Here is a 21,397-nt window from a genome sequence, read left to right as displayed (position 1 = left end):
CTCAGGACTCGGCGCGCAGGACAGCGAGGTCGTCGGGCTGGCGGGAGAGCTCAGTGAGGGTGTGGCCAAGGCGGCCGAGGAGGGCGTCGACAGACGCTGCTGCAACCACCGTGTCGGGGTAGCGGACGCGGACGGCGAGGCCGGTGTGGGTGCGGGAGAACCAGATCTGGACGTCGTCGGCCAGCGTCGAGGCGGAGATGTGCTGGGCGTCGCGGTCGAGGTGGGCCGAGCCACCGGGGACGTGGCGGTAGTCGACCCAGGAGACGACGAAGACGTCGCTGCGGGTCTGCACCAGCGGCTCGGTGAGCGAGCCGAGGACCTGGTCGAGCGGCACCGACCCGAGGCGTACGCCGTGACGGACCGCGTCGCCGGCCTCGGCCAGGCCGAGATCGGTGAGCGAGGCGGGCACGGTGAGCGGGACGGTGGTGGTGTACCAGCCGATGGAGCGGGTCAGCGGTTCCGCGGAGCGGGTGGAGACCGGCGCCATCGTGTCCAGCCGGTCACCGCCACCGAGGTCGGAGAGCGCGGTGGCGAGGGCGGCCAGGACGGCGGCGTACGTCGAGGCACCGCTGTTGCGGGCACGGGCGCCGATGCGGTCCATCAGGTCGGCATCGGCCAGCGGAGCCACGGCGGTCGCCTGGGCGGCCCGCTCCCCCGGCTCGAGGCCGAGCGGCAGCGGGAAGGTCGGCAGCCGGTGGCCGCGGCCGCCGAGGAACTCGCCCCAGCCGCGCAGCAGCGGGTCGTCGGGGGCGACCCAGGCGGGGCCGTCAGCTCCCTGCTCGACGGCGTCGAGGAACGACCTCACCGGTGGCAGCGACGGCTCCTCGCCGCCCTCGGTGAAGGCGGCGTAGAGGTGGGCGAGCTCCTCGACCGCGACGGCGACCGAGTGGGCGTCGCAGTGCAGGTGATCCATGCCGAGGACGATCGTGGAGCGGTCGGGGCGGGAGATCGCGGCCGGCAGGAAGGCCGGGTAGGCGAACGGCCCGCACCGCTCGTCGAGGGCGGCGTGCAGGGCGGCTCGGGTCTCCTCGACGGTGCTGGTGTGGCCGACGGAGGTCACCGACCAGGTCAGGGTGCCGGGGTGGTGCCGGCGGGCATGGAGCCCCTCGGACCCGGCGACGACCTCGAGCTGCAGGCTGCCGTGGCGGGCGAGGAAGGCGCGCCAGGTGCGGGAGAGCGCGACCGGCTCGATGGGGCCGTCGACGTCGAAAGCGGCCGCCAGCCAGACGGTCGGCGCTCCGGCCATCGCGCCGGCCAGGTGGTTGCGCTGGTTGAGCGAGAGCTCGGCGGGCGCACCGTGGGCGGGGGCGGAGAGGTCCCAGCGCAGCAGCGTGCCCGGCTGGGGCTCCCACAGGTCAGCGGTCGTGACCAGCATGTCCGGTCCCGATGATCTGGTCCGCATCGACCGGCCGCACCGGCAGGCCGAGGTCGGCGAGCACGTCGTGGAGCGCCTCGAAGAAGGTCGCCACCGCTCGTCCGCCCTGCTCGGTGTCGGGGCTCTGGGTGGCCAGCTCGAAGCGGTCGGCGAAGCGGTTGACCCACAGGCTCGCGTTGGCGGTACGGCCCTCGCCGGTGAAGTGCAGCCCGGTGTCGAACGGGGTGGTCCCGGCGCCGGGGAACTTGCGTACGTCGAGGTAGGAGACCATCTGCGGGCTGGCCAGCTCGGTCGGCGCGAGCACCCCGCTGGCGACCATCGCGCCCAGCGCGACGTGGACCGGGGTGCGGGCCAGCTCGCGGGCGGTGCCGAAGGCCTTCTCCGCCGCGAGCACGGTCTCGGGGAAGGTCTCCCCCAGCGGCATCGAGACGGGGGCGAAGTTGCAGAACCAGCCGTGCGACATCGCGGTCTGCTGGGACCGGGTGCCGAGCACGGTGATCCCGAGGTAGTCCGAGCTGCCGGTCAGGCGCTGCTCGACATGGGCCAGGAGCGCGAAGACACCACTGGTGAACCGGCCGCCGGCGGCACGGCAGAGCTCCTCGAGCGCATCCACCGCCTCACCCTCGAGTGCCGTCCAGGTTCGGATCCGGACCGGCGCGGTCTCCCCCGGGGCCAGCCCGAGGTCGACCGGGAACCGCGGCAGGCGCCCACCGTGGCGCGAGACGATGTCGGCCCACTCGCGCACCGCCGGCGTCTCCGCGTCGCACTCGGCGGCCAGCTGCTGCTCGGCGGCTGCGTACGTCACGAAGCTGTCGGACTCGGGCAGGTCGGGCGACGGGGCGCCCAGGGCCCTCGCATAGGCGGCGCCCAGCTCGGCCGGGACCATCAGCTGCGAGGCTCCGTCGGTGAAGGCGTGGTCGCAGCCCCAGAAGTAGGTGAAGCCCTCCTCGCGCACGATCGCGCCGAGCAGGAACGGGGTCCAGGAGTCGGGGCGGCACTGCTCGTCCCACAGGCTGACGAGAAGATCCTGCCAGCCACCGGACCAGTCGGCCGGCGCCTCGACCTCGACGGCCTCGAAGGCGATCGCGTCAGCAGGCACCACGTGTCGCACCGGCGTGGCGCCGGAGAGGTCGAACCAGGTGCGCAGCCCCTCGTGACGACCGACGAACGAGGACAGCGCCTCGATGTAGGCCGCCTCGTCGAAGGCCACGTCGAACTCGCCGCAGGTCCCGGTCCAGGCGCGGTGCACTCCGCCGGAGGCGATCTTGGCGCGGTAGGCGTTGAGGTGGTCGGCCTGCAGGAACGACGGGGCTCCGGGAGAGACCGGCGCGCCATCTGCCGCCGCCTGGCACTCACGGGTCGGGCGCAGCACGACCACCCGACCAGGCGCTGGAGCGAGCTCGGCCAGCGCCCCGATCCTCATGCGGTGCCCTCCAGCTCGGCGGTCTCGGGCTGCGCGATCTCCTCCAGCAGCCCGCTCATCCCGCCGATCAGGTCGCGCACGACCCGTTCGGCGGCGACGGTCTCGGGGTAGCGCGTCGAGACGTTGAGACCGTCCCGGTCACGCACGAGCCACAGGTAGACCTCGTCGTCGGCGCGGACGGGGGCCCGCAGCGTACGGGCGTCCCACTCGTTCCAGCGCTCGGCGCCGGAGATGAAGCGGGTGTCGACGAAGGTGACCACGAAGTGCGGCGCGTCGTCGACACCGAGCAGGTCCGCGACCCGCGCGAACGGCTGCGGGACCAGCGGCTTCGCCGCGGCGAGCGCGGCCTGGACACGGGCGGCGACCTCGGGCAGCGTCTGCGCGCCGGTGATGTCGAGGGTGATCGGGACGAGGCCGACGTACCAGCCGACCGCGGCGGCGTGCTCGGCGGTGTAGCGGGTGTGCATGGGCGCCACGAAACGCATCCGCTCCACGCCGTGCTGGGCCCGCAGGACGTACGCCATCGCGCCCATCATCCCGGCCTGGAAGGAGACGCCGGCGCTCTTGCACAGCTCGCCCAGGACCCGGGCCTGGCGCGGGTCGCCGAGCCACTGCGACATGCTCGCCTGCGGCAGCGGCTCCGCCGAGGCGGGTACGTCGGTGATGCCCGTGACCGGGAAGTCGGCGAACCGAAGCCGCCCGTCGGGACCGGTCAGCCATTCGCGCCAGGCCTGCACCGACTCGCTCTCCAGCGACATCGCCTCGCCGGTGACCCGCTCCTCGGCGGCGTGGTCGATGTGGCTGCCGGTGGTGGCCGCGGCCAGCTCCGCGAACGGCTCGCCGGCCAGCGCCCGCTCGTAGAGCGAGGCGATCTCCTCGAACCAGAGCAGCTGGGAGTAGGCGTCCATGACGCCGTGGTCGGCGCCGAAGACCAGGGTGAAGCCGTCGGCGTCGGCCACCGTCGCGAAGACGACGTAGGGCCAGGCCGACGGGTCGATGTGGTCGGCGAGGAAGTCCGAGAGGCAGCCCCGGGCGTCCTCGCCGTCGAACCGGCCGAGAACGGTGGTGGTCACCGACACGTCGGCCGCGGCAACAGCACGACGCCGGCGGCCGGCCGCAGTCTCCTCGACGGTCCCGCGCAGCGCCTCGTGACGTCCGATCCAGGCCCGGAGCGCGAGGCCGAGCGCCTCGGTGTCGAGCTGCCCGCGCAACCGCATGATCGAGCCGATCCAGGAGCCCGCCTCGGCGGTGTCGAGGTGCAGCTCATGGTTGTGGGACATCCGGCGTTCGTCGTCGACCCAGGCGCTCGGCTCCGCGGTGGGCATCCACGCGGTCACCTCGCCCGGGGGTACGTCGTACGCGGACAGCTCGGTGTACTCCATCGGAGGTGGAGTTCCTCTCTGAGGTGGGGGGCTCATTGCGGCAAAACGCCATCTCGGGGACCCGAACGAACCTCAAGAACGCCGTAGCCCGAGAAGGCGACCAGCCTGGGACGACAGCGATGTCGTCCCACGTCGCGGCCTATTGTGCACACAGGTCCGCACCCGAATTCGACCGCCCCCGGACGTGGGAATCGCCACACTTCTTTATTGCCCCCGGGGGTTTACATGACGTATCAACTCCGATTGACTCCTCCCCCTGCGCGCGCTATCCATACGCCTTCACCCGGCTGCCCGCTCTATCTCGAGGACTCCCCCATGCCCGCTGCCACCCGTGCACCGATCGACAACTCCGGCCGCCTGCAGTTCGCCGACGACCTCTTCGCCAGGCGCCATCGCGGGCTCGGAAGTCCGATCGCCAACCAGTGGATCTGGCGGCTCAACAGTCCCTACGACGCCGACCGGCTGCGCTACATCGCGGCCGGCCTGGCCGAGGGCGGGCTCTCGCGGAAGCTGCACCGGGCGAGGTTCCCCGGAGCCCGCGACCTCTGGACCAACGCCGACCGCGAGTCGATCGAGCTCTACGAGGAGATCCTCCCCGTCGCCGAGATCACCGCCTGGCTCCAGCAGCGTCACAGCGACCACCTCGACCCGCACGAGGGCCTGACCTACCGGCTCACCGCGATCAACCTCGACGACGGCACCTCGGTGGTCTCAATGCTGCTCGCCCACGCGGTCGGCGACGGCGGCTCCGTCCTCGACGCGGTGTCCCGGGCCGCCCGCGCCGAGCCGCTGCGGCTGCCGCCCGCGCCGGCCAAGGGCTGGCACCGCCTCCGCGCCGAGGCCGCCGACAGCCGCGCGCAGTGGCGCGCCGTCCGCGACTGGACCAAGGCCCGCCGTCAGGCGAAGAAGGACGGCACCGCGGCCCTGGCCACCAAGGCGCCCCGCGTCTACCCGGAGGCCACCCCCAACCCGAGGCCCGAGGCCTGGCGGATGCCGCGGATGATCTCCGAGTTCGACACCGAGACGATGACGAAGATCGCCGCCGAGCACGGCGGCTCGACCAACGCGTGGTTCATCAACGTGGTCGCCGACCTGATCGTCCGCATCGACCACGTGCCGGTCGACCGCGGCGACGTCCCGGTCTCGCTGCCGATGAGCGACTTCCAGCCCGGGGACGTACGCTCCAACTCGACGCGCGTGGCCATGGTCGAGGTGCCGCGCGACGTGCTCGACAAGCGCGATCTCGCCGCGATCAAGAAGCTCTCCAAGGCGGCCTACATCCGCCTCGGTCAGGCCGGCCCGGGGCTGGTCCCGGTGCCGCTGGCGATGATGCAGATGCTGCCCGACGCCGTGCTCGACAAGCTCCCGCAGCCGCCGGCAGCCGCGTGCATGGCCTCCAACCTGCCCCAGCTCCCCGACGACTACCGCTACGCGATGGGCGATGACGTACGCCTCGTGGCCGGGCTCGCCGGCTACCAGAACGCCACCGCCCAGGACGCCTACGACGTCGGCGGCGGGATCATCTCCTGGCTGATCCAGTCGGGGCCGCGTACGACGCTCAACCTCGTCGCCGCCGAGCCCGACCGCGTGCCCGACCTGGACTTCCTGAAGAAACTGGTCGTCGAGGAGCTCGGCTCATGGGGTCTGACCGTCGAGGTGTGGTGACTTCAGCGCGCTCGCTCGAGCGCGTCTGCTGCCCGGGCCACGGCGGTCTCGGGCGCGATCAGCAGCGGCGCGACCTCGGCGGCTCGGTCACGCACGGCAGGCATGAGCACCTCGCCGAGCGCTGCCCGGAGCCGGTCGCGGTCCAGACGGGCCGCCTTGACCGAGGTGCCGACGCCGAGGTCGCCGAGCAGGCGACCCCAGACCGGCTGGTCGGCGGAGTACCACCCGACCACGCTCGGGATCCCCGCGCGCAGCACCGCGGCGGTGGTGCCGGCCCCACCGTGGTGGACGGCGGCGACGCATCGCGGCAGCACCGCGGCGTGGTCGACGGCACCCACGAGACGTACGTGGTCGGGAACGTCGACCGCGAAGGAGTTCCAGCCGCTGCTGACGAGCGCGCGCAGGCCGAGGTCCTCGGTCGCGGCCGCGACCTCGGCGACCAGGCGTGCCGGATCGGCCACCGGCATCGAGCCGAACCCGACGTAGACCGGCGGATAGCCCGCCGCGAGCCACTCGCCGAGGCCATCGGCGACGCCCTTCTCGCCAAGAAGCAGACGGTCGGCCTCGGCCAACGCCAGAAAGCCGGCGAACGGACTCTGGATGCCCCACTCCCGCGGCAGACCTGGGACGAGCAGCGGGTCGTACGCCTGCACCTCGACCGCACCGCGGTCCCGGAGCCGGGTCTGCAGCCGGGTGCGGGCCGGGGACAGCCCGAGCGCGACGCGCTGAGCGTTCTCGGCGTCACGGGTCAGCTCCCAGCGCATCCGGATGCCGACGTCCCAGGCCCGCTCCTGGACGGCCTCGGGTCCGGGCACGACCTTCACCGACCGGTTCGAGCGGACCGGGAAGTAGTGCAGCGCCGCGAACCCGGCGCCGATCCGCTCCGCGAGCGCCGAACCGACCTCCTGCCCGAGGAGTCCGGCGACGACGACGTCCGCACTGCCACGCTCCCCAGCCAGCCCGACCAGGTCGCGGCGGAAGCCGTCCCAGCCGTGGGCGGAGACCTCTCGCACCGCCCGGACCCGGGTGCGAGGATTGGCCGAGCGCATCTCCTCGCGCACCAGGCTCGAGGAGAGCAGCGCACCGCTGTCAGGGCCGACAGCGTGCGGGTCCAGCCCCAGTTTCGCGGCCAGAGCGACCAGGTTGGGCGCGACCCCGACAGTGACCTCGTGGCCGCGACGGCGCAGCTCGAGGGCCACGGCGAGCGCCGGCTGGACGTCGCCGCGACTGCCCATCAACCCGAAGACGAACCGCATCACTTCTAGAATCCCCCACCGTTAGGACCCAGACCGCATGCCCGAGCCTGTGATGCTGCCCTCACTGCCACCCGCGAGCCCCGGCGCCCGACCGGCACCGTTCGCTCCCGAGCGCACCAACCGGCTGACGTACGACGACGAGGTCTTCCTCCGCTCCGCGACCGTGATCGGCGTCCCGGTCGTGGGCCAGACCGCCTGGCGGTTCCCCACCGAGATCCCGGTCGAGGCGGTCCAGGACGTGGTCGACGAGCTGGCCAAGGGCCCGCTCAACCGCCTCGTCGTACGTCCCAAGGTGACCGGCGCCCGCTCTCGCTGGGTGCCGGCGACGACTGCCGAGCCGGTCCGCCTGCACCCCGACCGGATCAAGCCCGACCAGGTGATGGCCTGGCTCGACACCACCACCGACGTGGTGCCGTTCGACCCGGTCAAGGGCCCGCTGTGGGCGTTCTTCATGGCCTACACCACCGACGGTGGCACGGTCGTGACCTACAACGCCTCCCACATCGTCTGCGACGGCGGGATGAAGCTCGGTGCCCTGATCGCGGCCGTACGCCGCCAGCCCCTGCCCCGGCTCCCCTTCGATGACCCCGCGGCGGCCGAGGTCACTCGCAAGGACGACTGGCGCGACGCCCGCGCGATGGCACGCGCCGCCGCTCGCGGTCTCCGGGCAGCCCGAAAGGCAGGCAAGCTCCCGGTGCTGGAGGCCCAGTCCTCCGAGAAGCGGCCGCTGCCGGCCCCGCAGCCCGACGACGACGTCGTCCACGAGGTCGCCTTCGCCGGCGCCGACTGCCCCGTCGAGGAGTGGAACGCGGCCGTGGAGCGGGCCGGCGGCACCTCTAACACGCTGCAGGTCGCGATCTCGGTCGAGGTGCTGCTCGAGGCCGGGATCGTACGCCCCGGCGAGCCGGTCAAGATGTCGCTGCCCGTCTCGATGCGCGGCGAGGGCGACCTACGCTCCAACGCCACCTCGGGCGTCTCGATCGCGGTCGAGACCGAGCTGCGCGACGGCGTCGGCCGGGTCACCGACCTCGCCCACATCCGGGAACGGTCGAAGAAGGAGTTCTCCGCGCTCTTCAAGGGCACCCGCCCCGACCCGATCGCCCACATCGCGCCGCTGGCCCAGATGATCCCGGACAAGGTCGCCAAGCCGCTGCTCAAGGGGGTCGTCACGCCGCTCGGTCTCGCCTCCAACCTGGGCCGACCGGACCCCGACTTCGTGGCGCCGTTCGGCGTGGCCGCCGAGTCGATCGTCTTTCGCGGCCTGGCGCTCGGCGCGACCCGCGGCGAGCTGCGCCGGATGCGGGGCGGGGTGACGTCGTGGTGGTGCGAGGTCGGTGATACCTGCAACTTCGGCATCCGCGCGCTCGATCCCGACGCGGTCCCAGACTCCGAGCGGCTGAAGGAGATCGTCACCACCGTCTACGGACGCTGGGGCCTGGTGCCGACCTTCTGGTGAACCGGCACAGCCTGGTGAGAGGATGCGGTCATGACGATCGACGTACTCGGTGAGCCCTACACCGTGGAGACCATCGACCTCGCGGACGACTTCGAGGGCACGGTCGTGGCCACGCTGGTCAAGCGGCCCGCCGACGGCGACGCCAAGGGCGCGGTCCTCTACGTCCACGGCTTCTCCGACTACTTCTTCCAGAAGGAGTACGCCGAGTGGTGGACCGCCCGCGGCTACGACTTCTACGGCCTCGACCTGCGCAAGTACGGTCGCTCGCTGCGTGAGCACCAGTCGGGGACGTACGTCGGCGATCTGGTCGAGTACTTCGACGAGATCGACGCCGCCTGGGAGCGGATCACCGAGCGCGACGGCCACTCGCACATCATGCTCAGCGCCCACTCCACCGGTGGGCTGACGGTCTCACTGTGGGCCGACGACCGCCAGCCGGACGCGCTGGCCGGGATGGTGCTCAACTCGCCGTGGCTCGATCTGCAGGGCTCGTTCCTGCTGCGCGAGGTCGCCTCGCCGGTCGTGCGCCGGGTCGGCCACCGAGCCCCGATGCGCGAGCTCGGCCGGGACGTGAACGGCTTCTACACCATGTCGCTCCACGTCGAGCACGACGGCGAGTGGGAGTTCGACCTCGGTCTCAAGCCGGTCGGCTCCTACCCGATCCGGCTCGGCTGGCTCAAGGCGATCCGCGACGGCCACTCCAAGCTCCACCGAGGCCTGAACGTGAAGGCTCCGGTGCTGGTGCTCTCCTCCGACCGCTCCAGCAAGCCGAGGGCGATGGGTGAGCTCGTCCACTCGACCGACATCGTCCTCGACGTGCGCCAGATCCGCCGCTGGTCGACCGCCATCGGCAGCCACGTCACCTACATCGCGGTCCCCGGGGCGAAGCACGACGTGATCTTGTCGCGCCCCGAGGTCCGCAAGCAGGCCTACGCCGAGATCGAGCGGTGGCTGGCGGCATACGGAGTCTGATCCCGATCAGTCGAGGGTCGTCTTCGGGCCCTTGAACCACCTACGTGCGGAGAGCCTCCACCACAGCGCGAGGACCACCAGCGAGCCGACCGTGAGGATCGGCGCGTAGTTGACCGACGCCCAGGAGAAGTCGTCGCTGGTGATCCAGCCGGACGGGACGAACGGCAGGACGAAGTAGACCGAGATGATCGCGATCTCGGCGACGGCGACCAGGTTGAGCCACTTGTAGTGCCGGCCGAGGGTCCACTGCCCGGTCTCGAAGGAGTCCCCGGCCCGCCAGCGCAGGAAGATCGGGATGGCGAAGGCGAGGTAGAGGCCGATCACCGCGACCGAGGTGATCGCGTAGAAGGCCAGCGGGATGCCGCCGACGCCCCACAGCGCGGGAAGCGTGATGATCGCGCCGACGACCGCCACCAGGAGCACCGCGTTCACCGGGACCTTCCTGGTCGGGCTGACCTTCGCCCACAGCGAGGAGCCGGGCACCGCGCCGTCGCGGGCGAAGGCGTACGTCATCCGGGAGGCGCTGGTAAGGCAGGCGGTGGCGCAGAAGAGCTGGCCGGCGGTGGAGATCAGCAGCACCGCGAAGTGCCAGGAGTCGGGCAGCGCCTGACTGAAGATCACGTCGACCGCGCCACCGCCCGCGCTCACGCCATCGGGGTCCTGAACGGCGAAGAGGAAGGCCAGCAGGAGGACGTACCCGCCGACCGCGGAGTAGAAGATCGAGCGCCAGATGCCCTTCGCGGCGCCGTCGGCGGCGCCCTGGGTCTCCTCGGAGAGGTGGGCGGAGGCGTCGAACCCGGTGATCGTGTACTGCGTCAGCAGGAACCCGAGCGGGAGCACCAGGAACCAGTACTTCGCGTCGGCGTAGCCGGAGTTGTTGATCCGCTCGGTGAAGACGAAGGCGAAGCTCTGATGGTCGTCCGGGACGATGACGAGCACCAGGACCACGATCGCGGCGCCGGCGACGTGCCACCACACCGAGATGTTGTTGATGACGGCCAGCAGGTGGCTGGAGTAGATGTTGGCGAGCGCGGCCAGCACCAGGATGGCCAGGAAGATCAGATAGACCCGGCCCAGGGAGTAGCCCTCGGCCCAGCTCTCGCTCAGGGTCGAGAGGGTGAGGTCGAGGAAGGTGGCCGCACCGTACGCGACGCTCGCGGTCACCGCGAGCAGCCCGATCAGGTTGAGCCAGCCGGTGAAGAAGCCGGCCGCCGGGCCGCCGAGCTTGGCCGCCCACCAGTAGATGCCGCCCGAGGTCGGGTACGCCGAGACCAGCTCGGACATGGTGAAGCCGATGATCAGGATGAGGCCCGCGATGATCGGCCAGCCCCACGAGATGGCCACCGGTCCGCCGTTGTTCCAGGCCTGGCCGAAGGTGGTGAAACAGCCGGCCAGGATCGAGATGATCGAGAACGAGATGGCGAAGTTCGAGAACCCCGACCAGGTGCGGGACAGCTCCTGCTTGTAGCCGAGACGAGCGAGATGTGCTTCGTCGTCGAGTTGGGTCGGCTCGACGGTTTCAGGTGCCTCGGACATGGCACGCCTCCGGATTTCGTGGGGGTGGATGTGCCTGAGGCTAGAAACGGTCCGTGGCGGTCGTGGTCGCGCCAGGTAACGGCGCTGTGAAAGATCTGTCCTTGAGCGCCACCCCGGTCGCACCGAGCGCCCGGGCGCCGGTGACCAGGCTCGCGATGGTGCGCGCGGCGGTCGCATGGTCCAGGCCGTGGGGTGGGCGGATGTTGGAGACGCAGTTGCGGGCCGAGTCGAGGACGCCCGGTCGTGGGTCCCAGGTGAGGTAGGCGCCCAGCGAGTCGCTGGAGGAGAGCCCCGGCCGCTCCCCGATCAGCACCAGGACCAGGCGCGCGCCCAGCGCTTGGCCGATGTGGTCGCCCAGCGCCACCCGGGCCTGGGTCGCGACCACCGGCGCGGCGAGGGTCGTCGCGCTGTCGAGGAGCGGGACCAGGTGCTCCAGGAGCGGCACCGCATGCTTTGCCACCGCCTCGGCGGAGAGACCGTCGGCGACGACGACCGCGAGCTCGGCCCCGCCCGGTCCGAGCCCCAGGTCGGCGCCGGGCACCCGGCCGAGGTCCGGCCGGGTCAGGTAGGTGGCCCGATCCGGAGCCGCGGACGCGACCACCAGCGGCGTACCCAGTCCCAGGCGGTCGAGCGCCTCGACGAGCGCTTCGACGTCGAGCGGGAGATGGACCGCGTCGCGAGCGGCGGCGTGAGCGGCGCCGAAGGAGAGGACCTCGGCGGTCGGGATCGAGTTGCCGGCACGGCCGAGACCGATCCGCGCCGGCGTCGCTCGGCGCAACGGCTCCCAGAACTCGCTCATCGGGCCAGCTCCTTCAGGACCGTGGCGGCCGGGTCGATGTCGCGTACGGAACCGTCCGGATCGAGCAGGCCGGCCGCGGCCAACCACTCCTCGAGCTCCGGCGCGGGGCGTTTGCCGAGGACCTGGCGGGCGTAGAGGGCGTCGTGGAAGGAGGTCGACTGGTAGCCGAGCATGACGTCGTCGGCGCCCGGGACGGCCATGACGTACGTGCACCCGGCGACGCCGAGCAGGGTGAGCAGGTTGTCCATGTCGTCGGAGTCGGCCTCGGCATGGTTGGTGTAGCAGACGTCGACGCCCATCGGCACGCCCAGCAGCTTGCCGCAGAAGTGGTCCTCGAGCCCGGCGCGGATGATCTGCTTGCCGTCGTAGAGGTACTCGGGTCCGATGAAGCCGACCACCGTGTTGACCAGGAACGGCTTGAACGCCCGCGCCACCCCGTACGCCCTGGCCTCCAGCGTCTGCTGGTCGACCGGCCGGCCGCCGCTGCCGAGGTGGGCACCGGTGGAGAGCGCCGAGCCCTGGCCGGTCTCGAAGTACATCACCTCGTTCCCCACGGTGCCGCGCTCCAGCGACCGGGCCGCCTCGTCGGCCTCGGCCAGCATCGCCAGGGTCACCCCGAATCCCTCGTTGGCACCCTGGGTGCCGCCGATCGACTGGAACGGCAGGTCGACCGGCAGCCCCGCCTCGATCAGGTCGATCGTGGTGGTGACATGGGTCAGGACACAGCTCTGCGTCGGAATCTCGTAGCGAAGACGTACGTCGTCGACGAGCCGGAGCAGGTCGGCGACCGTACGCGGGTTGTCGGAGGCCGGGTTGATGCCGATCAGCGCGTCCCCGGAGCCCAGGAGCAGGCCGTCCAGGATCGAGGTCGCGATGGCGGCCGGGTCGTCGGTGGGATGGTTGGGCTGCAGCCGGGTCGCCAGCCGTCCCCGCAGGCCCATCGTCGTGCGGAAGCCAGTCACCACCTCGGTGGCCGCGGCCACCGCGATCAGGTCCTGGTTACGCATGATCTTCGAGACCGCCGCCACCATCTCGGGGGTCAGCCCCGGCGCGACGGCGGTCAGCGCGGCGGTGTCGCGGCTCGCGGCGGCGTCGAGCAGCCACTCCCGGAGAGCCCCCACGGTCAAGCCGCTGACCTGCGCGAACGCGTCCTCGTCGTGGGTCTCCAGGATCAGCCGGGTGACGTCGTCGGACTCGGCCGGAACCACCTGCTCCTCGAGGAAGACGCTCAACGGCAGGTCGGCGAGCACCATCCGCGCCGCGACCCGCTCGGTGTCGGACCGGGCGGCGCATCCGGCCAGGACATCACCCGAGCGCAGCGGTGTCGCCCGCGCCAGCACCTCCACCAGACCGTCGAACTCGAAGCCGTGCCCGTGGAGACTCTGCCGGTATCGCATGACATCAACGGTAGAGCCGCAATATTTCCACGGTGTGTGGCTCAGCCACCAGTGCAGCACGTCCGACCACAGCGGCAGAACAACACACGAACCAACCAGACACAGTCGATCCAGAACTCGTTTTCAATCGGCTGCCACGCCACCCCGGTGAACAGAAGGCAAAGACAGTGCGCGTTAGGGTGCTGTGGTCCCGAACCCAACCGGAAGGACAACAGTGTGACTTCTGAGAAGAAGACAGACAGTCCGAAACATTCCGATCATCACAACCCCTCTGGCCTCATCAAATCCCCCACGGGCGAAGTCGTCCCACACCCCGCGCTGGACCTGCCGATCTCGAGCGAACAGGACCAACGCAAGGGAATCGACTGGGTAGTCTTCGGCATCGCGGCGGCCATCGCCATCGCGTTCATGGCCTGGGGCTTCATCAACACCGACGGCATGGGCAAGGTCGCCGGCGACGCCCTCACCTGGGTGCTGGCCAAGGCCGGCTGGGTCTTCGTCCTGACCGCCAGCGGTTTCGTCATCTACATCATCTGGCTCGCCGTCAGTAAGTACGGCAACATCCCCCTGGGCCGTGACGACGAGAAGCCGGAGTTCAAGACGGCTTCCTGGATCGCGATGATGTTCAGCGCCGGAATGGGCATCGGTCTGATGTTCTACGGCGTCAGCGAGCCCATCTCGCACTTCGTCACCCCGCCGCCGGGCACCGGCGAGGCGGGCAACGCCGAGGCCATCCAGCACGCGATGGCGACCACTATGTTCCACTGGACGCTGCACCCGTGGGCGATCTACGCGGTCGTGGGTCTGGCGATCGGCTACGGCGCCTACCGCAAGGGCCGCGTCAGCCTGATCTCCTCGGCCTTCACGCCGCTGCTCGGCAAGAAGACCGTCGAGGGTCCGGCAGGCAAGGCGATCGACATCTTCGCGATCTTCGCGACCCTGTTCGGCTCCGCCACCTCGCTCGGCACGGGCGCGATCCAGATCGAGAGCGGCCTGCAGATCGTGGCCGGGCTCGGCGAGGTCGGCAACAACGTCCTCATCGGGATCATCGCGGTCCTGACCGTCTGCTTCGTGATCTCCGCGGTCTCGGGTGTGGCCAAGGGCATCCAGTGGCTCTCCAACATCAACATGGTGCTGGCCCTGCTCCTGGCGCTGTTCCTCTTCGTGGTCGGCCCGACGGTCTTCATCCTCGACCTGATCCCGACCTCGCTCGGCACCTACATCGGCGACCTCGCCCAGATGTCGGCCCGCACCGGTGTCGGCGGCGAGGAGACCTCCGCGTGGCTCGGTTCCTGGACCGTCTTCTACTGGGCCTGGTGGATCTCTTGGACGCCGTTTGTCGGCATGTTCATCGCGCGGATCTCGCGCGGGCGCACCATCCGGCAGTTCGTCGCCGGCGTGCTCCTCGTCCCGAGCGCCGTCAGCGTGATCTGGTTCTGCATCATGGGCGGCACCGCCATCGACCTGCAGCGTGACGGCACCGTCGACATCGCCGGTCTCGGCGGCGTCGAGTCGCAGCTGTTCACCACGCTCGACCAGTTCCCGCTGGCCACCGTGATGAGCATCCTGGTCATGGTCCTGGTGGCGATCTTCTTCGTCTCCGGCGCCGACGCGGCCTCGATCGTGATGGGCACCCTCTCCGAGCGTGGCGCTGAGGAGCCGAGCCGGCCGACGGTGGTCTTCTGGGGTGTCGCGACCGGTGTCGTGGCCATCCTGGGTCTGATCGCCGGTGGTGCGGATGCGTTGTCAGGTCTGCAGACGATCACGATCGTGGCGGCACTGCCGTTCGTGGTGATCATGGTCGGGCTGGCGGTCTCGCTGCAGCGCGACCTGGCTCACGATCCGCTGATCGTGCGTGGTCAGTACGCCGCGGAGGCGGTCGAGCAGGCCGTCATCACCGGCGTCACCGAGCACGGTGACGACTTCGCGCTCGCGGTCGTCGAGGACGACCACAGCAACGGCGGCGAGCCGCCTTCGGGCGAGGGCACTGTCACCGCGGCTCCTGCCGACAAGGCCTGATCCTCGAAGTCTGAAGCTGATGGCGGGGTCCTCCGGGACCCCGCCATCAGTCGTCTGTGAGCGGGGTCCCGGAATAGGTCTCCAGGGTGACGAACTCCTCGACCGCCTGCCTCCGCAGCCTGGTGAGCTGCTTGACCGGCTTGCCCAGCGGGACGACCGCGGCGACGGCGTAGCCCTCAGGGGCACCGAGCAGCTCGAGGAGCGCGGGCTCCTCGGCGACCGCCATCGTGGTGATCACCCCACCGAAACCCTCGTTGCGCGCGGCGAGGAGCGTGTTCCACACCAGCGGATAGACCGAGGCGCCGGAGACGACACCGACCCGGTCCAGCTCGGAGTCGATGGAGGCGACCGCGCTGAGGTCGACGAGGAAGACGAGCACCACCGGAGCCGTACGCAGCGGCTCGGTCATCGCGCGCGGAACCCGGGTGCCGGCGATCTGCTCGTCGGTGACCGCCGTCGGGTGCACCGTGTTCCACGGCATCTCCCCCGCCTTCTGCTGCGCCATGTATCTGCGGGCACCCGTCGCGGTCAGCTCGACCAGACGCTCGCGGGTCGCCTGGCTGCGTACGACCACGACATGGCCGCCCTGTCGGTTGCCCCCGGAGGGCGCGAACCGGGCGTTGTCGAGGATCCTGGTGAGGATCTCGTCGGGCAGCGGGTCGTCGGTGAAGTCGCGTACGGCATGAGTGGTCCGCATCGCCTCGTAGAGCTCCATGGCTCTATCCCAGCAGACTCAGCCCACCAGGCTCAGCCCATTAGAAACATGACCAGCGCGGTGATGCCGACCACGACGATCACGCCGCGGAGCACGTTGGGTGGCATCCGGCGGCCGATCCGGGCACCCAGCAGACCACCGATCGTCGCGCCGACGGCGATCAGGGCGGCGATCTGCCAGTCGACGTCGGCCACGAGGGCGAAGATGAGCCCAGAGATGCCGTTGGTGATGGCGACCAGGACGTTCTTGAGCCCGTTGAGACGCTGCAGCGACTCGGCGACCCCGATGCCGATGATCGCGATCATCAGCACACCTTGAGCGGCACCGAAGTAACCGCCGTAGACGCCGAGCATCGCGATCGCCGGCCAGACCCACCAGCGCTCGCTGCCGTCATCGGGCAGGTCGCCGTGCCGTTTGGCGACCCACCGGGAGATGCGCGGACCGGTGATCACCAGGACCACGCCGAGCCCGATCAGCACGGGGACGATCGCCTCGAAGGCACCAGGCGGCAGCACCAGCAGCAGGATCCCGCCGACCGCGCCACCGATGAGGGCCGCGACTCCGAGCCGCAGGATCCGCCCGCGCTGCCCGGAAAGCTCGCGACGGTAGCCCCAGGCGCCGGCCAGCGAGCCCGGCACCAGGCCGATCGTGTTGGACACGTTGGCGACCACCGGAGGTACGCCGAAGGCCAGCAGCGTCGGGAAGGTGATCAGCGTCCCGGAACCGACGGCGGCATTGATGGTGCCCGCCCCCACCCCGGCGATCAGGATGAGGGCGGACTGGAGAGGATCCACTTAGGCGGTCGGCTCGGCAGGGGGCTGCGGAGCCTGCGGCCGGTTGGGGGCCTCTGCCTGCTTGGCCTCGGCGAGCGCCTCCTGGACGGCGGCGGCCGCGGAGGACTGCTCGAGGTCGAGCTTCGGCTCGGCCGAACCCATGTCGACGCGCTTGACCGGGCCCTCGACCTCGTCCGGGATGCCCCGAAGGCTGTTCATCGTCGAGCCGAGGCCCTCGAGAGCCTTGCCGATCTCGCTCGGGACGATCCACACCTTGTTGGCGTCGCCCTCGGCGATCTTCGGCATCATCTGGAGGTACTGGTAGGCCAGCAGCGACTGGTCGGGACGGCCGTCGTGGATCGCCTGGAAGACGGTCTGGATGGCCTGGCCCTCACCCTGGGCGCGCAGGATCGCGGCCTCGCGGTCGGCCTGTGCCGAGAGGATCTGCGACTCGCGCTGGCCCTCGGCGTTGAGGATGGCGGACTGCTTGTTTCCCTCAGCGGAGAGGATCGCGGACTGGCGCTGACCCTCGGCGGTGAGGATCGCGGCGCGCTTGTCGCGGTCGGCGCGCATCTGCTTCTCCATCGCGTCCTTGATGGACATGGGCGGGTCGATCGACTTGATCTCGACGCGCTTGACCTTGATGCCCCAGCGGCCGGTGGCCTCGTCGAGGACGATCGAGAGACCGGAGTTGATCTGCTCGCGGCTGGTCAGCGTCTCCTCCAGGGTCATGCCACCGACGATGTTGCGCAGGGTGGTCATGGTGAGCTGCTCGACGGCCTGGATGTAGTTGGCGATCTCGTACGTCGCCGCCACCGGGTCGTTGACCTGGAAGTAGATGACCGTGTCGATCGAGACGGTCAGGTTGTCCTCCGTGATCACCGGCTGCGGTGCGAACGCTACGACCTGCTCACGCATGTCGATCATGTAGCGCACCTTGTCGACGAACGGGATCACCGCGTTCAGGCCGGGGTCCCGCTTCGACTGGAACTTGCCGAAGCGCTCCACGATGCCGACCCGCGCCTGCGGGATGATCTTGATCGTCTTGGCCAGCGTGGTGATCACCAGCACCGCCAAGATGACCAGAAGGGCCAGGATGATGCCACCCATTGCCAATCAGTCCTTGTCTATTCGTTGTGCGTCAGGTTGCCCGGAAAGCTACGGAGTCCCGAGCTCCGGAAGAGGATGGACGTACGCCGTCGCTCCTCTGATCTCGAGCACCTCGACCGGCGTGCCGGCCGCGATCACGAGCGTCTCGTCATAGGGCTGAGCGGTCCAGAGCTCGCCGTCGAGCTTGAGCTGACCAGGCTTGTGGGCACTGATCTCGACGGGCGAGATGGCCTGGACACCGATCAGCTTCTGCGCGCCGATCTGGATCTCCGGGCCGTTGTGGAGCCGCCTGGCCAACCCCGGGCGTACGACCGCGAGCATGGAGACCGAGACCGCCAGCGCGACGATCGCCTGGATCACGAAGCTGTCGGTGAACGCGCCGGTCAATGCACCCGCGAAGGCGCCAGTGGCGAGCATCAGCAGGATCAGGTCGAGGCTGAAGAGCTCTCCGACGACGAGCAGCGCTCCGAGTGCCGTCCAGATCGCCCAGTCCCAGTCCTGCCAGTCCATGGGCGTCACCCTATCCACGCGGGCCACGTGTTGTGGGGAGGTTTGGGTACCGACTTCTTAACGTTCGGCCTACCGGGTGTGGCGGGCGCGGCGCTTGGCCCAGTAGCGGCCATCGCTCGCCTCTAGCTCGAGCGGCATGCCGAAGGTCTTGGAGAGGTTGGCCGCGGTCAGCGTGTCCTCGATGAGCCCCTGGGCGGTGATCCGGCCGGAGCGCATCATCAGCACGTGACTGAAGCCGGGAGGGATCTCCTCGACGTGGTGGGAGACGAGCACGGTGGCCGGGCTGTCGGGGTCGTAGGCGAGTGTCGAGAGCGTCGAGACGAGGTCCTCGCGGCCACCCAGGTCGAGACCGGCGGCGGGCTCGTCGAGGAGCAGCATCTCGGGGTCGACCATCAGCGCGCGGGCCAGCTGGACGCGCTTGCGCTCACCCTCGGACAGGGTGCCGAACCTGCGCTCGCCGAGGTGCTTGATGCCGACCTCGATCAGCAACTCCTGGGCGCGGTCGTGGTCGAGGTCGTCGTAGTGCTCGCGCCAGCGTCCCACCACGCCGTAGGAGGCGCTCACCACGACGTCGCGGACGAGCTCGTGGCGCGGGATCCGGTCGGCGAGCGCGGCGGAGGTGAGGCCGATGCGCGGGCGCAGCTCGAAGACGTCGATGCGGCCGATCTGCTCGCCGAGGATCTTCACGACACCCGAGGTCGGGTGAAGCTGGGCCGCGGCGGCCTGGAGCAGCGTGGTCTTGCCGGCGCCGTTATGGCCGAGGATCACCCAACGTTCATCCTCCTCGACCACCCAGCTCACAGAGTCGAGAAGGGCGTTGCCCCCGCGGCGTACGGTGACGTCGGTGAACTCCAGCACGGCTGCCATGGCGGCAAATCTATCGGCAGGGGTTGCCCGGCTCGGGGTTAGGGTAGGCGGCTGTGAGTGTCGACGAATCCGAGTCGCTGGAGACCACCCCCGAGGCCCTGCGCCTGGCTTGGTGGGTGACGGCGTGGCTGCGCGGTGAGGCGGTCACCGACCTGGTGCTCGATGCGGTGATCGGGCCCGACGCGACCCACACCGTCAGCGGGCTGGCCGATCTCGGGCTCGGTGGCGACGAGGGGGTCGCGGACACCTTCGTCAGCGGGATGGGGCGGCTGCGTACGGAGGGCGCGACCTGTGTCGGGGTCGCGTTCCCGGCCGAGGGCGACCCGGTCGGGCTAGGCGGACCCCGGGCCTTCAACACGGCCGCGATGGAGGCCGGTGAGGCGGTGGTGAGCGACGCCGGGATCGGGCTCGTACCGGTCCGTGTCGGCGCGGTCGTCGAGTGGCAGGCGTACCCGGCCCAGCGCCGGCAGCTACCCGACGTCGGTGAGGCCGACCGGGCTCTCCGGCTCGCGCTGACCGAGTCCGCGACCGCGCTCGCCGAGCTCGATGTCGCCCGGTGGCGGCCCGAGGTCGCCGACCGGCTGATGAACCTCCGCCACCGGCCCTCGCTGGCCGGCGCTCCGGGGGTGCCGGCGCGGTGCGTGGAGCTCGCTGCTCGTGGCGTACAGGCCCGGGAGATCGTCGCGGTGGCGCTGGAGGACGAGGGCGGCGCCGTGTCCGCCTCGGAGATGCTGCGGCGGCGAGAGGCGCTGGTCGGCCTGGACCGGGCGGCGCGCAGGGCGCTCACCGCGGCGGGATCGCCCGAGGTGTGGCCGCCGAACTGAGACGCGGGCGTCGGCTCCACTATCGTTTGCAGAGATGACCGAGGAATTCGACGCGCTCGAGCGCCGTCCCGACACCCTGCTGATCACCCTCGCCGGAAACGACCGTCCTGGGTTGACCTCGGCCACCTTGGCGACGCTCGCGTTGGCGGGGGTCGACGTGGTCGACCTGGAGCAGATCGTGCTGCGGGCGCGGCTCGTGCTCGGGCTCCTGGTGACCGCCCCTGCCGACGCGGCGAGCACCGACGCGCTCAAGCACGCGATCGAGGAGACCGCCCACGCTCTCGACATGACCGTGGAGATCGAGGAGGGCGTCGGCGACACTCCGCGCGAGCCGTCCGACCGCGCCAGGGTCACCGTGCTCGGTCTGCCGCTGAAGGCGGCAGCGCTCGCATCCGTGACGCGTACGATCGCCTCGGCCGGCGGCAACATCGACCGGATCATCCGGCTGGCCCGCTACCCGGTCACCGCCTTCGACCTGCACGTCTCCGGCGCCTCTCCCGACGAGCTGCGGGTGACGCTGGCGGCCGAGGCCGCCGCCCAGGGCGTCGACATCGCCGTGCAGCCCGCCAACCTGGTCCGCCGCGGCATGCGCCTGATCGTCATGGACGTCGACTCGACGCTGATCGACGGCGAGGTGATCGAGATGATCGCCGCCCACGCGGGCTACGAGAAGGAGGTCGCCTCGGTCACCGAGGCGGCCATGCGCGGCGAGCTCGACTTCGAGGAGTCGCTCCGGGGCCGGGTGAAGTACCTCAAGGGCGTCCCCGCGACCGCGTTGGACGAGGTGTACGCCGGGCTGCAGCTCAACCCGGGAGCGCGGACGATGGTCCGCACCCTGCGCCGCCTCGGCTACCGCTTCGCCATCGTCTCCGGCGGGTTCTCCCAGATCACCGACCGGTTGGCGGCCGACCTGGGCATCCACTACGCCCGCGCCAACGAGCTCGAGATCGTCGACGGCGTGCTCACCGGTGAGGTTGTCGGCGAGGTCGTCGACCGCGCCGGCAAGGCCCGCGCGCTCCGTGAGTTCGCCGCCGAGATCGGCATCCCCGAGGCCGCCACGGTCGCCATCGGCGACGGCGCCAACGACCTCGACATGCTCGCCGCCGCCGGCCTCGGCATCGCCTATAACGCCAAGCCCGCCGTACGTTCGGCCGCCGGGACCGCCATCAACGTCCCGTACCTCGACACGATCATGTATCTCCTCGGCATCTCCCGCGAGGAGAGCCGACAGTTCTCCGTGGGGCGGGCTGTCGGGCTCTTTGGTGTTCTACGACGGAGACGTGCTCGGCCACGTCGTCGAGCACCATCCCCACCGGGG

General features: G+C 70.5%; 18 protein-coding genes. 6 read left to right on the top strand and 12 right to left on the bottom strand.

Annotation, left to right across the window (positions count from 1 at the left end):
- Position 1: 1 nt before the first annotated feature.
- The 3 genes from AB0F44_RS27680 to AB0F44_RS27670 are packed head-to-tail and all read right to left on the bottom strand — an operon-like array spanning position 2 to position 4,180.
- Positions 2-1,375, bottom strand: coding sequence for a condensation domain-containing protein (locus AB0F44_RS27680; protein WP_357360208.1), 1,374 nt, complete (start codon positions 1,373-1,375; stop codon positions 2-4).
- Positions 1,356-2,798, bottom strand: coding sequence for a condensation domain-containing protein (locus tag AB0F44_RS27675; RefSeq protein ID WP_357360206.1), 1,443 nt, complete (start codon positions 2,796-2,798; stop codon positions 1,356-1,358). Before AB0F44_RS27675 ends, AB0F44_RS27680 begins: the two co-directional genes overlap by 20 nt.
- Entirely contained in the window at positions 2,795-4,180 is a 1,386-nt protein-coding gene (locus AB0F44_RS27670) for a condensation domain-containing protein (RefSeq protein WP_357360204.1), read from the bottom strand. Before AB0F44_RS27670 ends, AB0F44_RS27675 begins: the two co-directional genes overlap by 4 nt.
- A gap of 315 nt (positions 4,181-4,495) precedes the next feature.
- Between AB0F44_RS27670 and AB0F44_RS27665 the strand changes: the two genes are divergently transcribed.
- Complete coding sequence (locus AB0F44_RS27665; protein ID WP_357360202.1) at positions 4,496-5,845, top strand: hypothetical protein; 1,350 nt, start codon at positions 4,496-4,498, stop codon at positions 5,843-5,845.
- Positions 5,846-5,847: 2 nt separating this feature from the next.
- Here AB0F44_RS27665 and AB0F44_RS27660 read toward each other — a convergent pair whose 3' ends face one another.
- Complete coding sequence (locus tag AB0F44_RS27660) at positions 5,848-7,101, bottom strand: nucleotide disphospho-sugar-binding domain-containing protein (RefSeq protein WP_357360201.1); 1,254 nt, start codon at positions 7,099-7,101, stop codon at positions 5,848-5,850.
- Positions 7,102-7,138: 37 nt separating this feature from the next.
- On the opposite strand from AB0F44_RS27660, the gene AB0F44_RS27655 reads away from it, so the two are divergent.
- On the top strand, positions 7,139-8,557 hold the full coding sequence (locus AB0F44_RS27655) for a hypothetical protein (RefSeq protein WP_357360199.1): 1,419 nt from the start codon (positions 7,139-7,141) through the stop codon (positions 8,555-8,557).
- Positions 8,558-8,587: 30 nt separating this feature from the next.
- Positions 8,588-9,529 carry an alpha/beta hydrolase gene (locus AB0F44_RS27650; RefSeq protein ID WP_357360198.1) on the top strand — a complete coding sequence of 314 codons (942 nt, stop codon included), beginning with the start codon at positions 8,588-8,590 and terminating at the stop codon, positions 9,527-9,529.
- Positions 9,530-9,535: 6 nt separating this feature from the next.
- Here AB0F44_RS27650 and AB0F44_RS27645 read toward each other — a convergent pair whose 3' ends face one another.
- From AB0F44_RS27645 to AB0F44_RS27635, 3 genes are read right to left on the bottom strand one after another with little or no spacing between them, the layout of a single operon-like run.
- Positions 9,536-11,065 carry an amino acid permease gene (locus tag AB0F44_RS27645; protein ID WP_357360196.1) on the bottom strand — a complete coding sequence of 510 codons (1,530 nt, stop codon included), beginning with the start codon at positions 11,063-11,065 and terminating at the stop codon, positions 9,536-9,538.
- A 40-nt stretch (positions 11,066-11,105) separates the two neighbouring features.
- On the bottom strand, positions 11,106-11,864 hold the full coding sequence (gene eutC, locus AB0F44_RS27640; protein ID WP_357360194.1) for an ethanolamine ammonia-lyase subunit EutC: 759 nt from the start codon (positions 11,862-11,864) through the stop codon (positions 11,106-11,108).
- A complete protein-coding gene (locus tag AB0F44_RS27635) occupies positions 11,861-13,261 on the bottom strand; it encodes an ethanolamine ammonia-lyase subunit EutB (RefSeq protein WP_357360192.1) in 1,401 nt (466 codons plus the stop codon). The genes eutC and AB0F44_RS27635 overlap by 4 nt, the downstream gene beginning before the upstream one ends.
- 216 nt (positions 13,262-13,477) lie before the next feature.
- Here AB0F44_RS27635 and AB0F44_RS27630 point away from each other — a divergent pair, with 216 nt between their 5' ends.
- Complete coding sequence (locus AB0F44_RS27630; RefSeq protein ID WP_357360190.1) at positions 13,478-15,280, top strand: BCCT family transporter; 1,803 nt, start codon at positions 13,478-13,480, stop codon at positions 15,278-15,280.
- Between the two features lie 46 nt (positions 15,281-15,326).
- Here the strand turns inward: AB0F44_RS27630 and AB0F44_RS27625 are convergent, their stop codons facing one another.
- From AB0F44_RS27625 to AB0F44_RS27605, 5 genes are all read right to left on the bottom strand, one after another.
- Positions 15,327-15,995 (bottom strand): nitroreductase family protein, encoded by a 669-nt coding sequence (locus AB0F44_RS27625; RefSeq protein ID WP_357360188.1) that lies wholly within the window; start codon positions 15,993-15,995, stop codon positions 15,327-15,329.
- Positions 15,996-16,027: 32 nt separating this feature from the next.
- On the bottom strand, positions 16,028-16,789 hold the full coding sequence (locus tag AB0F44_RS27620) for a sulfite exporter TauE/SafE family protein (protein ID WP_357360187.1): 762 nt from the start codon (positions 16,787-16,789) through the stop codon (positions 16,028-16,030).
- Positions 16,790-17,878 carry an SPFH domain-containing protein gene (locus tag AB0F44_RS27615; protein WP_357360185.1) on the bottom strand — a complete coding sequence of 363 codons (1,089 nt, stop codon included), beginning with the start codon at positions 17,876-17,878 and terminating at the stop codon, positions 16,790-16,792. It abuts the gene before it with no gap.
- 48 nt (positions 17,879-17,926) lie between these two features.
- Positions 17,927-18,388, bottom strand: a complete 462-nt coding sequence (locus AB0F44_RS27610) for an NfeD family protein (RefSeq protein WP_350658947.1) — start codon at positions 18,386-18,388, stop codon at positions 17,927-17,929.
- Positions 18,389-18,457: 69 nt separating this feature from the next.
- Positions 18,458-19,255: an ABC transporter ATP-binding protein gene (locus AB0F44_RS27605; RefSeq protein ID WP_357360183.1), complete on the bottom strand. Its 798-nt coding sequence runs from the start codon at positions 19,253-19,255 to the stop codon at positions 18,458-18,460.
- A 53-nt stretch (positions 19,256-19,308) separates the two neighbouring features.
- On the opposite strand from AB0F44_RS27605, the gene AB0F44_RS27600 reads away from it, so the two are divergent.
- Complete coding sequence (locus AB0F44_RS27600) at positions 19,309-20,079, top strand: hypothetical protein (protein WP_357360181.1); 771 nt, start codon at positions 19,309-19,311, stop codon at positions 20,077-20,079.
- Between the two features lie 34 nt (positions 20,080-20,113).
- The coding region (gene serB, locus AB0F44_RS27595; protein WP_357360179.1) for a phosphoserine phosphatase SerB at positions 20,114-21,397 on the top strand (1,284 nt) is incomplete at its 3' end.

It is taken from the genome of Nocardioides sp. NPDC023903 (genome assembly GCF_040639295.1).
Taxonomy (GTDB): Bacteria; Actinomycetota; Actinomycetes; order Propionibacteriales; family Nocardioidaceae; genus Nocardioides.
This window is presented reverse-complemented; position numbering and strand designations above follow the sequence as displayed.

Bases quoted from the DNA above. Each gene is read 5' to 3' on its own strand.
- AB0F44_RS27680 (WP_357360208.1), bottom strand. From the start codon at position 1,375: ATGCTGGTCACGACCGCTGACCTGTGGGAGCCCCAGCCGGGCACGCTG.
- AB0F44_RS27675 (WP_357360206.1), bottom strand. From the start codon at position 2,798: ATGAGGATCGGGGCGCTGGCCGAGCTCGCTCCAGCGCCTGGTCGGGTG.
- AB0F44_RS27670 (WP_357360204.1), bottom strand. From the start codon at position 4,180: ATGGAGTACACCGAGCTGTCCGCGTACGACGTACCCCCGGGCGAGGTG.
- AB0F44_RS27665 (WP_357360202.1), top strand. From the start codon at position 4,496: ATGCCCGCTGCCACCCGTGCACCGATCGACAACTCCGGCCGCCTGCAG.
- AB0F44_RS27660 (WP_357360201.1), bottom strand. From the start codon at position 7,101: ATGCGGTTCGTCTTCGGGTTGATGGGCAGTCGCGGCGACGTCCAGCCG.
- AB0F44_RS27655 (WP_357360199.1), top strand. From the start codon at position 7,139: ATGCCCGAGCCTGTGATGCTGCCCTCACTGCCACCCGCGAGCCCCGGC.
- AB0F44_RS27650 (WP_357360198.1), top strand. From the start codon at position 8,588: ATGACGATCGACGTACTCGGTGAGCCCTACACCGTGGAGACCATCGAC.
- AB0F44_RS27645 (WP_357360196.1), bottom strand. From the start codon at position 11,065: ATGTCCGAGGCACCTGAAACCGTCGAGCCGACCCAACTCGACGACGAA.
- eutC (WP_357360194.1), bottom strand. From the start codon at position 11,864: ATGAGCGAGTTCTGGGAGCCGTTGCGCCGAGCGACGCCGGCGCGGATC.
- AB0F44_RS27635 (WP_357360192.1), bottom strand. From the start codon at position 13,261: ATGCGATACCGGCAGAGTCTCCACGGGCACGGCTTCGAGTTCGACGGT.
- AB0F44_RS27625 (WP_357360188.1), bottom strand. From the start codon at position 15,995: ATGGAGCTCTACGAGGCGATGCGGACCACTCATGCCGTACGCGACTTC.
- AB0F44_RS27615 (WP_357360185.1), bottom strand. From the start codon at position 17,878: ATGGGTGGCATCATCCTGGCCCTTCTGGTCATCTTGGCGGTGCTGGTG.
- AB0F44_RS27610 (WP_350658947.1), bottom strand. From the start codon at position 18,388: ATGGACTGGCAGGACTGGGACTGGGCGATCTGGACGGCACTCGGAGCG.
- AB0F44_RS27605 (WP_357360183.1), bottom strand. From the start codon at position 19,255: ATGGCAGCCGTGCTGGAGTTCACCGACGTCACCGTACGCCGCGGGGGC.